This is a genomic window from Enterococcus sp. 7F3_DIV0205, assembly GCF_002141365.2.
GTDB classification, from domain to species: Bacteria; Bacillota; Bacilli; order Lactobacillales; family Enterococcaceae; genus Enterococcus_L; species Enterococcus_L palustris.
Map to the genome: position 1 here is coordinate 362,855 of NZ_CP147244.1, position 14,812 is coordinate 377,666.

Annotated in this window: 8 protein-coding genes; 7 read left to right on the top strand and 1 reads right to left on the bottom strand. The window is 33.5% G+C overall.

Going from position 1 to position 14,812, the window contains the following annotated elements:
* Nucleotides 1-120: 120 nt before the first annotated feature.
* From A5821_RS01690 to A5821_RS01705, 4 genes are all read left to right on the top strand, one after another.
* Entirely contained in the window at nucleotides 121-684 is a 564-nt protein-coding gene (locus A5821_RS01690) for a hypothetical protein (RefSeq protein ID WP_086312788.1), read from the top strand.
* A gap of 177 nt (nucleotides 685-861) precedes the next feature.
* Nucleotides 862-2,928, top strand: a complete 2,067-nt coding sequence (locus A5821_RS01695) for a heavy metal translocating P-type ATPase (protein ID WP_086312789.1) — start codon at nucleotides 862-864, stop codon at nucleotides 2,926-2,928.
* A 109-nt stretch (nucleotides 2,929-3,037) separates the two neighbouring features.
* On the top strand, nucleotides 3,038-4,516 hold the full coding sequence (locus tag A5821_RS01700) for a helix-turn-helix domain-containing protein (protein WP_086312790.1): 1,479 nt from the start codon (nucleotides 3,038-3,040) through the stop codon (nucleotides 4,514-4,516).
* A gap of 60 nt (nucleotides 4,517-4,576) precedes the next feature.
* Complete coding sequence (locus A5821_RS01705; RefSeq protein ID WP_086312791.1) at nucleotides 4,577-5,488, top strand: aldo/keto reductase; 912 nt, start codon at nucleotides 4,577-4,579, stop codon at nucleotides 5,486-5,488.
* Between the two features lie 89 nt (nucleotides 5,489-5,577).
* Here the strand turns inward: A5821_RS01705 and A5821_RS01710 are convergent, their stop codons facing one another.
* Nucleotides 5,578-6,477, bottom strand: coding sequence for a helix-turn-helix domain-containing protein (locus tag A5821_RS01710; RefSeq protein ID WP_086312792.1), 900 nt, complete (start codon nucleotides 6,475-6,477; stop codon nucleotides 5,578-5,580).
* Nucleotides 6,478-7,201: 724 nt separating this feature from the next.
* Here A5821_RS01710 and A5821_RS01715 point away from each other — a divergent pair.
* The 3 genes from A5821_RS01715 to polA all read left to right on the top strand — a co-directional run bounded on the left by A5821_RS01715 (nucleotide 7,202) and on the right by polA (nucleotide 14,756).
* On the top strand, nucleotides 7,202-7,576 hold the full coding sequence (locus A5821_RS01715; RefSeq protein WP_086312793.1) for a hypothetical protein: 375 nt from the start codon (nucleotides 7,202-7,204) through the stop codon (nucleotides 7,574-7,576).
* A gap of 389 nt (nucleotides 7,577-7,965) precedes the next feature.
* Nucleotides 7,966-11,607: a VaFE repeat-containing surface-anchored protein gene (locus tag A5821_RS01720; protein WP_086312794.1), complete on the top strand. Its 3,642-nt coding sequence runs from the start codon at nucleotides 7,966-7,968 to the stop codon at nucleotides 11,605-11,607.
* A 503-nt stretch (nucleotides 11,608-12,110) separates the two neighbouring features.
* Nucleotides 12,111-14,756: a DNA polymerase I gene (gene polA / locus A5821_RS01725; RefSeq protein ID WP_086312795.1), complete on the top strand. Its 2,646-nt coding sequence runs from the start codon at nucleotides 12,111-12,113 to the stop codon at nucleotides 14,754-14,756.
* The last annotated feature ends 56 nt before the right edge of the window (nucleotides 14,757-14,812 follow it).

Consider the following 14,812-nt stretch of genomic DNA (forward strand, 5'->3'; position numbering starts at 1 on the left):
GATTTGTGAGATGTTTATCATCAAACGGATTAAAAACTAAGTGTAAATAGAACATTTATTTACTATTATATTAAAATTGAAATGCCGAAAATTATTCATTTTTAGAAAGGGAGAGTGTGAATGAAAAAAATAGCTAGAGTTGAAGAACAGAAAAATCATCTTTTGTATCAATTTTTGGAAAAATTGAACAGAGAAGTTCCGTATCAGGAAAACAAACAAAAACTAGAAGATAGTTGTGTGCATCAGTACAAACTATTGGTGAATATGTCTTTCAGTGCGAATATCTTGTATAAAGGTTTAGATTACGCAGGTCATGTTTACAATCATGTCGCCAAGATTGAATATACAAGACTTTGTAAAATGATTATAAAACAAAATTTTGACAAGGACGTAACAGAAGAACTACTAAAAAAATTAAAAAAAGCTCAAAACGAATTATTCCTTCATTCACCTCTGACTAAAGAATCTGAAGGGATTGATATATTTTATGGTTTTACTGGAGGAAACCGAAAAAAATATAAAGCAAATCGAAATGCGATCAAACGGATGTATGCAGCAATAAAGCAAGAGTCAGAGAAGAATCTATTTAGATATATCAAAGACTCATGTCGCTTAAAATACGCTAGAATCAAAGAAAAAAGAGATTATGCACTGTGGCTTTTAAAGAGTTACACTTGGCATTGAAAAGGGTTCAATTGTAAGATACGCAAAAAAATGCTTTTATAACTTGAGAGACTTTATTTTTCCCAAAAGATAGGTTGTGCTATGCTTTTAATAAGGATGTCATTTTCTTCTTCAAAGGTTGTTCTAGAGTACGGATATTATAGAAATAAAACGTATACAAAGAAAGAAGGAATTTTAATGAACAGCAATGAAAGTAAGCATGGTACTCAAAAAAATCATACGATGGGAACAATGGAGCATCACTCAATGAATGGTCATGATCAAATGAATAATATGGATCATTCTATGCATATGGAGAATTTTAAGAAAAAATTTTGGCTGTCTCTTATACTTGCGCTACCAATTATTGTTCTTTCACCAATGATGGGCATTGATTTACCTTTTCAGTTTACGTTTAAAGGTTCAGATTGGTTGGTCTTGATACTTGCATCTGTTTTGTTTTTTTATGGTGGCCAACCTTTCTTAAGTGGAGCAAAAATGGAACTTAGCCAAAAAAATCCGGCGATGATGACCCTGATCGCGATGGGGATTTCTGTTTCTTATTTTTATAGTATTTATGCATTTATTATGAATAAACTGATGCCGCAGGGGCATGTGATGGATTTTTTCTGGGAACTCGCAACACTGATTGTTATTATGCTGTTAGGACACTGGGTTGAAATGAGTGCTATTTCTAATGCCAGTGACGCTTTGCAGAAGATGGCTGAACTTTTACCTGATAAAGTTATAAGAGTTAATAAAGAAGGCCAAGAAGAAGAAGTCCCATTAGAACAAGTACAGGAAAATGATCACTTAGTTATTCGAACAGGAGACAAAATACCAGCTGACGGTATAATCATTAAAGGGAATACCTCGATAGATGAGTCGATGGTCACTGGTGAGTCAAAGGCTGTTGTAAAGAGAGAGAAGGATACTGTTATCGGAGGTTCTGTTAATGGTAGTGGAACGATTGAAATAAGTGTAACTGGTATCGGTGAATCAGGTTATCTTTCCAAAGTTATGAATATGGTTAAAAAGGCACAGATGGAAAAATCAAAACTAGAATCTCTTTCTGATCGAGTAGCCAAATGGCTATTTTATATAGCGCTAGCTGCAGGGATTTTGGCTTTTGTTGTTTGGTGGATTGTGGATCAAGATTTGAGCCTTGCCTTTGAACGAATGGTCACAGTCTTTGTGATTGCTTGTCCGCATGCTTTAGGTTTAGCTATTCCTTTAGTTATCGCACGTTCTACATCAATTGCAGCAAAACATGGGTTATTAATAAAAAATCGAAATGCATTAGAACAAGCAAATGACATCCAAGTTATCATGTTAGATAAGACAGGAACATTAACTGAAGGGAAATTTACTGTAACAGGACTTGAAATGTTTACTCACGAAATCACAGCAAAAGAAGCGTTAAAAGTGATAGGTGCTTTAGAAAATAATGCGAATCATCCCTTAGCAATTGGTATCATGAACTATTTGAAAGAGGAAAAAATATCACCTTACAAAGTAGAAAATCTTCATACTATTTCTGGCATAGGCCTTAATGGAAACGTTAATGGGCAATCTGTTAAAATAGTTAATGAAAAAGAAGTGGAACGTTTAAATATTTCTTTTGACCATGCGTTGAAACAGAAGTATCAGGAGCAAGGAAATACTTTAAGCTATTTACTTATTAATGACCAAATAGTTGCTATGATTGCATTAGGTGATGTAGTGAAACCAGAGGCAAAACAATTTATAACAGATTTAAAAAAACAAAGTATCGTACCTGTAATGCTGACAGGTGATAATAAAGAAGCTGCAAAATCTGTTGCACAGTATTTAGGTATTGATGCGTTTTATGGAGAATTATTACCAGAAGATAAAGAACAAATAATTCAAACTTATGTAAAGAAATGTCAAAAAACGATGATGGTTGGTGATGGTATCAACGATGCTCCAAGCTTAGTTCGAGCAACAATTGGTATTGCGATAGGAGCAGGAACAGATGTTGCCATTGATTCAGCTGATGTTGTTTTGGCGGATAGTAATCCTGAAGATATACTTCGTTTTTTAGATTTAGCTAAACAGACACGACTTAAAATGATTCAAAATCTATGGTGGGGTGCAGGGTACAATATTATTGCAATACCACTTGCAGCAGGTATTCTAGCTCCTTGGGGGATTATATTGAGCCCAGCAGTAGGTGCAATTTTGATGTCCATGAGTACAGTGATTGTAGCCATAAACGCTATGACCTTAAGAATCCACGAATAAAAAATGAAAAGTAATGAATAATGCGTATATTTTTTATGCATGTTCATTACTTTTTTTTGTTTCTAGTTGCTATAATGAGTGTTCATTTTTGAGGGGGAAGCGGTATAGTATGGAATATAAAGAAATACTTGATTTTGAATCGAGAAAATTACTAGGACTTTTTGATCTACTTAAGTCTTCTGAAAAGAGCAGATCATTGGAGAACATCTCTAGCGAATTAGGGCTTAACGTAAGAACAATAGTAAGATCAATAAAAAAAATGAAGAGGTTATTTCAGCGTTATCAATTAGATCAGCATTTAGCTATTTGTAGTCATTCAAAAAAATTTTTCTATATAAAAAGAGAGAATGATTTATATTTAGAAACTTTTTTAGTGCAGTATTTAAGTGATATACCCGAAATTATTTTTTTGAAAGCTATTATAGAAGAAGAGAATATTCAGACGAAGAAGTTAGCTGAAAAAATGATGATCAGTGAGTCGAGTTTGAGAAGACGAGTGAAAAAGATCAATGAATGGTTGAAAAAATTTGAGATTCATTTGAAGCGAGGAACATATGAGTTTATAGGGGAAGAAGAGCAGGTTAGAGCACTGATTTTACATTTTTACTGGTTTGTTTATCAAGGCACTGAAAATAAATTTTTGCCGTTAGAAAAAGGAGACAGCCAACAATTATCTAATCAATTGGTCCAATTTTTTCAAATGCAAATTAATGAACTTCAAAAAGAATCTCTTTTCCGAATTGTTCAAATTGCGACATGGCGTTTCAAAAAGGGAAAAAAGATCTGTATAAAAAAAGAATGGAAGCAGTATCTCAATCATAGTTCCATTTTTTTTAAATTTATAAAAACAATGGGAAGAGTTAGAACCGTTACAAATTTAGATTTTGAAGAGTTATCCTATCTCTACTTAATTATTCAAGCACATTTTTTACCATACTTTAGTTCGAGCATGCAAGCGTATATTATTGAAGAGCATTTTTTTAAAAAGACCACATGTCATTCAAATACATTAGTTGCTACAAATAAATTCAAACAAATATTTTGGGATAAGAATTTTAATCATTCGAAAGCAAGTGTGGTGGCATTTTTAGGCTTTCATTTATATTATGAACTGATTTCAGGTTTTTTATTTGAAAAAATTCAATCCAGAGCTCTTTTAAAAGAGAACTATCCTAGTTTTATGCGTAAACTAGAAGAAGGGCTATGTGAATTAGTTGAGGAATGCTCGATTTACAAAAAAATACCAAAAGATGCATTAAGTTATCGTTATTTTATGATTTTAAGTTCACTTATTTCACCTGTATATAATGAAAAAAGAATATTTATCTGCCTAATGACTGATTTATCGCTTGAAAAAGAAATTGAGTTAGGGAAAAGGATCACTGATTTTTTTAGTAGTAAGTTCAATCTAATGGTTATCTTTGCTAGAACGTCTAAATCAATTTTATATACTGATATTATTTTAACCACTGTTGTCTATCAAGCATTAAGCAAAAAATACGCACAGCCAATCCTGCTTATAGAACACGATTTTTCTGAAGAAATATTTTTTAAAATTGAAAAATTATTAAAAGAAGTTAGAAAATGAAGCCCTTTCAACCAAATGTGTTAAAATGAGATTGTGAATACAATTTTAGGAGGTTTTCTAGTGAAAAAGATTCAATTTGGCACAAGCGATATACAAGTATCACCTGTTATTTTGGGATGTATGAGAATGAATGGTGCAAAAAATCCAGCAGAAATTATCGAAACTGCATATGAGCATGGTATAGATTTTTTTGATCATGCAGATATTTATGGCGGTGGTGAATGCGAAACGATTTTTGGCAAAGCTTTAAAAGAGACAGCGATTAAAAGAGAAGATATTATTATTCAAACAAAATGTGGTATTCGTAAAGGGATGTTCGATTTTTCAAAAGAACATATTGTTTCTTCAGTTGAAGGTAGCTTGAAACGATTAGGTGTGGATTATGTTGATGCATTGTTACTTCATCGACCAGATACTCTTGTGGAGCCAGAAGAAGTAGCGGCAGCTTTCGATCAGTTACAAGCGCAAGGGAAAGTAAAACATTTTGGTGTAAGTAATCAAAAACCAATGCAAATCGAACTACTGAAAAAGACTGTAAAACAACCATTATTAGCCAATCAATTACAATTTGGCATCAAACATACTGGTATGATTGATCAAGGTATCCATGTAAATATGACAGATGATGCAAGCATTGAGAGAGATGGCAGTATTTTGGACTATTCTCGTTTGAATGACATGACGATTCAGGCCTGGTCGCCTTATCAATATGGTTTCTTTGAGGGCGTTTTTATTGGCAATGAACAATTTTCAGAGTTAAACAATACTTTAGACAAAATTGCTGAACATCATGATTGTACTGCAACTGGTCTAGCAACGGCATGGATCTTAAGACATCCTGCAAAAATGCAAGTAATAGCTGGGAGTATGAATAAAGAGCGGATTAAAGAGATTGCTAAAGCTTCAGATATTGTTTTGAGTAGAGAAGAGTGGTATGAAATTTATCGTGCTGCGGGCAATATATTACCATAAATTACAATAATAAACTGAATAATCACTATTAAGTTAGAATTCGGAACGAAGCTTATTTTGAGTTTTGTTCCGAATTCTTTTTATAATAACTAGTGCAATATTGTAGTTGGTGTTGGGTGTGATGATGAGTGTTGGAGCAACAACTTTATCTGGTTTTCAATTTGTTTAACTGATTGCTCATCTTTAAGTTCTTTCATACAATCTTTAAGAATAAATAATTTGGATAGGTAATAATTATTTTGGCTCAATTTATAATTTAGAGTATGTCTATTAACATGGGAGAATAGCAAAAAATAATGATCTGGAAAAAAACTTAAAAAGTTGTTTGTTTGCTTTAATAAGTACTTTGTAAAAGTGTAATCTTCATTTTTTAAAGCAACAGAAGTTATCGAATAAAAGAATTGATGCACAGCTTGCTGATAAGCTAACGTGAGATTATTGTAAGTGAGCTTTTTAATAGCTTTTAAGCTTCCTTTCTTTATTGTATCGTACGTTAAATAGTCACTCATATCTGAAATTAAGTTTAAATCAAGAATAGAAAAGAATGTTAAGTTGTTTATGTACATCGTTAGTTGATTTAAATCAGTCATGTTAATTTTTTCGATTTGGTCAAAATCTAATTTTTCCATCTTTTTTTTGCATAGCAAATAATAATGAAAATTTTGAATACTCTTATTTTTATTTTTTTCGAAATAAGCATAGAGTTCCAAGGGATCATTCTCCTGAATATTTTTTTTATTCAAGGATGAAAGTTTTTGTCTGTAAATATTTAGCCTCTCTTTTTCTTTTTTTAAAAATAAAAAATCAGCATAGCTAGTATTGAGTCGTTCAAGTAGTTCTGTAAAAATCTGAAATTGTAAGTTGGTTTGATTTCGCTCAATCCTAGAGTAGGTATGTCTGGAAACTATTCCATGGCAACATTCTTTTTGGCTTAATCCCCTAAGTTTTCGTAGTTTTCTTAAAACTTCTCCATCAGTTAATACTTGCATCGTGTTTTTCTCCTTTATGTATATTTCAAGAACAGATTACGAATGAACATTAGAAAAATTTAATCCTAGATGTTCATTAATTGCTCAAAATGACAGAAATTTCCATTTAATTCTCTTTGATTATCTGAAAAAAGCTCTTTTCTTGTCAATTGGTAGTAATCTCAAGCTGGTGAAACTATAATTAAAAGGTAAGAAGCACAATGAAAACATAGTGATGGATGTGGCAAATTAGGAATTTTTTGTATTTGAAATTCAGTTTAATATCCGTAATTACCGAACAAAAAATGAAAAAGTAGTTGTTTTATTTTTAAAAGCATGGTAATTTTAAGGAGTATTGAAGTTTAAGAAGAAGAAGCTAATATAAAAAAATAGAGATGCACTAGTACCACTCTCCGGGTTTCTCAGGCCCAGGTCAGCATAATACTAGTCCACGATAAGACAGCTGTTTCTGTTTTATGTGGAATGCACCCCTGTAGCTTACTAATGCAAGCCACATTCTAGAGTATAGCAAAGTTTTTACTTTTTTGACAGAACAAAATATAGTTAGTTCTTTATTTTTTTCTATCGATAGTAAGAATTAACTTTCGTTTTGTATGTACTCGTTTTTTGTTTGTGTGTTTATTTAGGCTAGGGCGCGTTACACTTAAAATAGTGGCGTGCCCTAGCTTTTTTGGTTAGCTTCTTCTTTTTAAATTTTAAAATACTTGAATCTGGAGAGTAATATATGGCAAGAAGAGATACTGTAAAAATGTTGAAGGACGATATTTCGTTATATGCTAAATATGTTAAATTATTTAACCGATCAGAAAATTGGCATATAGTAGCTGGCACCCAAAAAATCGAAAGACGTGTGATGTATTTTGAAGAGGGAAAGTTTGGAAAGCAATATAAGGTACTTGATTCAATTGAATTACAAGATGTTTATTCAGAGATTCAGTTTGTTTTTGATCATAAACAAACAATGATTGGTAGGCGTACGGGTAGAGGTGGGGCGCTACTGTTTACTGGTAAAGGGGATGCGTATAAGGAAATATCACAACGCTTAGCTTACAATCAAAAATTAAAAATACACGGGAAAATATATCGATTAAATCAATAAGAAAAATTAAATATCCGGTGAGTCCACCGCTTTCGTTATCAGTGCAGCTTAGGGCGAAAGATTAGAACCGAAAAAGGTATTGCTGTATCATTGAGAGACTTTTTAAGTATTCTACTCTCATAGAGTTTGAAGTTACGATTGCTATAAACTTCACGACAGGACACGAGTTTTATGGAAATACTATATTTGTGCTGGAAAAGTTTAAATGACTAAAAATAGGAATGAATTTCACTAACCAACAGAAAATAATTGAATAGAACTCGAGCAAGACGACAATAATGTCGTCTTTTTTTGTGCAAAAAAGGAGGAAACGTCATGATTATCCGATCACCACCTGTATATAAAAAATAGTGAAGCATCAAAAAAAATGATCTAGTGAGGGGAAAATGATGAAATTAAAACTAAAGAAAATAATGACATACCTAGTTCTTTTATTTACCTTAACATCTAATTTTTTACCAGTATTACAACCAATTGTTGCCTATGCAGAAAATGAAACGACTGAAAATATAAGGCTAGAGAAGGAGAAAAATTCTGGAACAGCAGAAAGTGAGGAAAATGAACGAATAGAAAATCTTAAAGAAGAAAGTTCTGAGATGTTGGATCGAACTACCAAATTTTCTGTTGAGCCTGATATAAATAATACAGAGATTGGTAAAGAAATGACACAAGACTCTATGGCCAAACGTTCTGCTAAAGAGTTAGCTGAAAGAGAAAATCCATATGATGTATATGGATTGAGCGATGAAGAAATTATCTCATTGGCACAATATATGTACGGTAGTTACGTTAAATCAAATCCGACTGTTGAAATACATGTCACAAATGATAAAGGTGAAGTGATCAATGTGCCATTTCATCAAACGTATGGTTTTGGATCGATGGATTTAATACCAATGAACTATTCTATTAAATTAGGCGAAAAATGGCTTATCCAAGCTTCGAAAATAGAAAAATTTAGAATCGATGGAAAGATTGCGTATTGTGTAGAACCTGGGGTTCCTTTTAATGAAGGAGAAGGGTATGTTCCACATACATCTATTGGTTTGATTTCTGAAACTCAGAAAAAAATAGTAAATAATATTGTAAACTTTGGTTCCAACGGAACTGAATCAGACGAATTTTATATAGCGACACAATTCTATGTGTGGGAGTCATTAGGATTTACGGTACAAAGTGATTTATCTAATTATGGAACTTACAAAGCTCAAATTGATGCGATTGCGGATAATTACCGTACAAAGCCATCCTTTGCTGATCAAGAATTTACGGTTATTGCTGGTGAAACACTGGAACTAAATGATAGTATAGGTGTCTTTACTCATTACCATGAAGTCAATAATGGAACGAATGCCAGCATTAGTAAAGAAGGGAATACATTGAGAATTACTCCTTCAGCAGTGTCAAACAATGGGGAAATCAACTTTCAAAGAGATTCTCCTAATTCTGGAGCTCAGTATTTCTGGGTAATGGAAGGAAAACAAACGATGGTAACAGCTGGTGAAGTAGAAAGCACCAATGCTAAAATAAATTTAAATGTTATCAAGACTGGGTCTATAGCCGCTCGTAAATTAGATGAAGAAGGACATCCATTAACAGATGCTATCTTTAAGTTTGAGTATTCAGGGATTGTTGAAGAGCGTGCCACTGATCAAGATGGAATTGCTCGGATAGATAATATTTTAATGGGGACAGAGGTAACAATTTCTGAAATCAAAGCACCAGATGGAAGAGTCATTGACAAGACTCCTCAAAAAGCAATAGTAGAAGTCAATCAATTGATCACAAAACAATTTACCAATCGTTGGGCACGTCAGCCAATCAAACTGATTAAACGAGAAAAAGATACCAATAGACCATTGAAAGGAGTGCCCTTTGCCTTATATAAGGTTACAGGAGTGACTAAAACAAAAATTGGCGAGTATAAAACGGATGCTAATGGAGAAATAAACGTTGAAAATTTAATTTATAATCGAGACGGCTATATTTTCAAAGAACTAGAACCATTACATGGTTTTTTACCAAACGAAAATGAGTATGGGTTCAAAGTAACACCGGAAAAGGATGGTGAATTATTAATAGTAAATGTTGATAATGAGCCAACACCTCCACTTATCAATACAACAGCAACAGGTAAAAATGGTGAGAAATTCCTTGATCCGACAAAAGAAGTCGAATTAGAAGATACGATTCAATACAAATGGCTTTTTGCGGGGAGAACGTATCTTTATGCCACAAGAATTGTCGATCAAGAAACAGCGGAGGTTCTGGAAACATTCACAGGTTCCTTTACCCCTTTAGCTTACGAAGGAAACCATGTGGTCAAAGTGAAAATCGATGGACATAAGTACCGCGGCAGAAATCTTGTGTTTTATGAAAATATCTATGATACAGTCAGTAAAAAAGAAGTTGCTAAACATGAAGATATCAATGATCTAGGACAAACCATCAAAATAAATGATCCGAAAATCAAAACCAAAGCGCAAGGTGACGATGGTCGTCAACGATTCAATCCATTAAAAAAAGTACCGGTAAAAGAAACAGTAACATTCACTGATTTAGTGGCGGGTCACAAATATACAACGACCGTTCAAGGACATAAATTAAGTGATGAAACACCATACGAAAATGCTTCTTTAACCAAAACATTTATTGCTAATCAACCAACTATGGAAATGACGTTTGAATTTGAGTTAGATGGAAAAGAACTGCAAGGAAATGGGATCGTTTTTACAGAAAAACTTTTCTATGAAAGCGAAGAATTGGCAACCCACGTTGATTTAACAAATGAAGAACAAACTGTCAAATTCACTGATCCAACAATCAAAACCAAAGCTAGCGGCAAAGATGGACTGCAATTGTTTGACCCTCATGCCAAAGTACCTGTAAAAGAAACAGCTGTTTTGACTGATTTAATTATCGGAGACGAATATAAAGTAACGGTTCAAGGCTATCGTTTGTCTACAGGTGAGCCTTATGAAAAAGTAAAAGAGGAACTGGTATTTACAGCAACTGAAACGGAAATGGAACAATCGTTTGATTTTATTTTGGATGGAAAGGACTTAGCGGGTGACAGTATTGTCTTTACTGAGATATTAACGTTCAAGGATGAAACAATTGCTGAGCACAAAGATTTGTCTAATCAAGAGCAAACCATCACATTTACCAAGCCGACAATCAAAACCAAAGCGTTTGGTGATGAAGAAAAACAACTATTCGATCCACTTCAAAAAATTTCAGTGAAAGAAACAGCTCAAATCACGGATTTGATCATCGGAAATGAATACACTGTTGTGGTGCAAGGTTATCAGTTGTCCACTGAAAAAATTTATGAAAAAGTGCGTAAAGAAATAACATTTACTGCAAAGAAAAAAGAACAAATGATTGAATTTGATTTTGCTTTGGAAGGAAAACTATTGCGTGGCGACGGTATTGTTTTTACTGAAACATTAAGTCATGATGGTGAAGTGATTGCGACTCATGAGGATCTTAAAAATAAAGATCAAACTGTTCGTTTTACTGATCCTGCCATCTCAACAATAGCTCAAGGTAAAAGCGGCGAAAAAATCTTAGAAACAGTCGGAGAAGTAGCTGTCAAAGAATCCGCAAAAATTACTGACTTAGTCATCGGCAATCAATACACAGTAAAAGTGAAAGCACATCGTCTATCTGATGGTTCGATCATTACTGGTATTAACGACGAGAAGACGTTCATCGCTGAAAAAACAGAAGCAACTATTCAATTTGAATTTAAAGTTGATGGACAACAGTTCGCTAATGATGGGATTGTTTTTACTGAAATTTTAGAAACAAAGAATGAAATCATAGCTAAACATCTGGATCTGAAAAATGAGCAACAAACCGTTCGATTTAAACCAATCACGACTAGTATTACACCTTTACCCAATCCAAGATCAACTTTGCCAAGTACTGGTGAAAAAGTTATGCAAATTGTTTTTTGGTATGGAGTGTTTATGATCGTTCTTGCAGTCGTCATTTGGTTTGATCGTAAAAAAGACAGCATTAAATAAAAAATAGTTGAGAACGGTTTATCTTCCCTAAAGATAGGTAATATATTGAACTTGAATTTTTGAGATTGTTCTAGGAAAGCTTGAAATGACATTCAAATCAAATATCTTATTTTAATTTGATAAAACAAATGAATAACTTCTATAAGCCAAACTTTAAAAATCGGCATTCATTGTTTTATCAGAAAAAGAAGTTTTTGAAAAATTGCTTATTTTAGAATAACGAATAGGACGAGAGTACCTAAAAAAGTTACACTTTGGAAATTTTTCGTTCATATAATATTCACAAATTCCTTGTACTATAAGGACATAGAAGAAAGACAATAGCTACTAGGAACTAATTTCATTTGTGTGAACTCCTAATTGACCCGCTCTGAGTGTGCAGAGCGGGTTTTCTTGTGTTTTCAATTAAGCTTTACGAACTTTAGTTCCTTCCTACTGCAAAGTTGGCAGATTTTTGTTAGAATAAGAAGGAAACCAGTTTGCTGAAGATGAGGAGAAAAAAGATGACAAAAAATAAGTTATTATTAGTTGATGGAAATAGTGTGGCATTTCGCGCTTTTTTTGCTTTACACAATTCACTAGAGCGTTTTAAAAATAAAAATGGATTACATACTAATGCCGTCTACGCGTTTAACAATATGTTTGAAAACGTTATGGCAAAGGAAAACCCAACCCATGTTTTAGTTGCATTTGATGCAGGCAAAACAACCTTTAGAACTGAATTTTATCCTGAATATAAAGCAGGCCGTTCAAAAACACCGGGAGAATTTAAAGAACAAATGCCTTACATTCGAGAGTTGTTGACTGGTTTAGGTGTGAAATATTATGAGTTAGATAATTATGAGGCGGACGATATCATTGGTACACTTGCAACTAAAGTTCCAAAAGACGAGTTTGATGTTGTTGTATTGTCAGGAGATCGAGATTTGACTCAACTAGCAACAGATTCAGTAAAAGTTGACATCACGATCAAAGGAGTTAGTGATCTAGAATCTTACACACCAGAGCATGTGGCTGAAAAATATGATGGTTTAACTCCAAATCAGATTATCGATATGAAAGGTTTGGCTGGAGATACTTCAGATAATATTCCTGGCGTAACCAAAATCGGTGAGAAGACCGCAATTAAGCTATTAAAAGAATTTGGTTCAGTCGAAGGTGTTTATGAAAACATCGATAGCTTGAAGCAAAGCAAAATGAAAGAAAATCTAATCAACGACAAAGAACAAGCTTTTATGTCTAAACGTTTAGCAACGATCAATGTTGATTCTCCAGTTGAAGTCAATATTGATGAGTTGAAATACGAAGGCAAAGATTTAGAGAAATTAATTCCTTTTTATAAAGAAATGGAATTCAAGCAAATGTTAAGTAAGTTAAATGTCGAAGAAGAGACGGTTGAACTTGAAGATGTCCATTTTGATGTAGTAGATACGTTCACTAAAGAAATGTTTACTGATGATATGGCATTATATGTTGAGATGCTAGAAGATAATTATCATACCTCTCCTATTGTAGGTGTGGCATGGGGAACGAAGAACAAAGTATATGCGACAAATAGCCTTGAACTGTTTGAAAGCAAACCATTTGTTGAATGGTTGTTATCAGATAAATTTAAGAAAATAGTATATGATGCAAAGCGCACATATGTCTCGCTTAACCGTTATGTTGGTAAAACTCAGGGCATTACATTCGATGTATTATTAGCGGCATACTTATTAGATACAAACGACAATAGTGCTGATATCGAAGGAGTAGCGCAGCACTATGGTTATACAGATATCCATTCTGATGAATCAGTCTATGGAAAAGGGGCTAAGAAAGGTTTACCAGAAGATGATGAGGCATTTTTCAGTCATCTCGCTCGAAAAGTCAATGCTATTCATTTCCTTTCTGAAAAACTAGATGCAGAATTAGTTGAAAAAAATCAAGCTGACTTATTCTATAAGATGGAATTGCCTCTTTCGAAAATCTTAGGTGATATGGAAATTACAGGAATTCGTGTAGATGCAAATCGATTGAAAGAAATGCGTATCGAATTTTCAGATCGACTTCGTGAAATCGAACAAAAAATTTATGCAGAAGCAGGCGAAGAATTCAATCTAAATTCACCGAAACAATTAGGGGTGATTTTATTTGAAAAAATGGGCCTACCTGTAATAAAAAAGACAAAGACAGGCTATTCAACAGCTGTTGATGTATTAGAGCAATTAAAAGAACAGGCGCCGATTGTTGAAGACATTTTGATTTATCGTCAAATTGCCAAGATCCAATCAACATATGTAGAAGGATTACTAAAAGTGATTCAGCCAGATGATAAAATTCATACACGCTATGTTCAAACATTGACACAAACTGGTCGTTTAAGTTCTGTTGATCCTAACCTACAAAATATTCCTATTCGTTTAGATGAGGGTCGAAAAATTCGTCAAGCCTTTGTGCCTAGAGAAAACGATTGGATGATTTTTTCATCCGATTATTCTCAAATTGAACTACGTGTTTTAGCACATATTTCAGATGATCAGCATTTAAAGGAAGCCTTTATTGAAGGACAAGATATTCACTCTAGTACAGCAATGCGTGTATTTGGCATTGAAAAACCAGAAGATGTGACGCCGAATATGCGTCGTCAGGCGAAAGCTGTCAACTTTGGGATCGTCTATGGTATCAGTGATTATGGTTTGTCTCAAAATTTAGGGATTACTAGAAAACAAGCGCAAGAATATATTGATACCTATTTTGAAAAATACCCAGGAGTTAAAAAATATATGGAAGATATCGTACGCGATGCAAAAGACAAAGGCTTTGTAGAAACGCTTTATAATCGCCGCCGTTACTTACCAGATATCAACTCTCGTAATTTCAATTTGCGGTCGTTTGCAGAGCGAACGGCGATCAATACACCTATTCAAGGAAGTGCTGCGGATATTTTGAAAATCGCAATGATCAATATGGAACAGCGATTGAAAGAAGAAAACATGCAGGCGACGATGTTGTTACAAGTACATGATGAACTTGTTTTTGAAGCGCCTGAATCTGAATTAGAACAACTAAATACATTAGTTAAAGATGTGATGGAGAATGCTGTGGCTCTGCATGTACCGCTGTTAACAGACAGCAGTTGGGGCAAGACATGGTATGAAGCAAAATAATTAATTAAAATAATTGAAAAAGACTGACCAAACAAAAAAAGATTTTTAAATCTTTG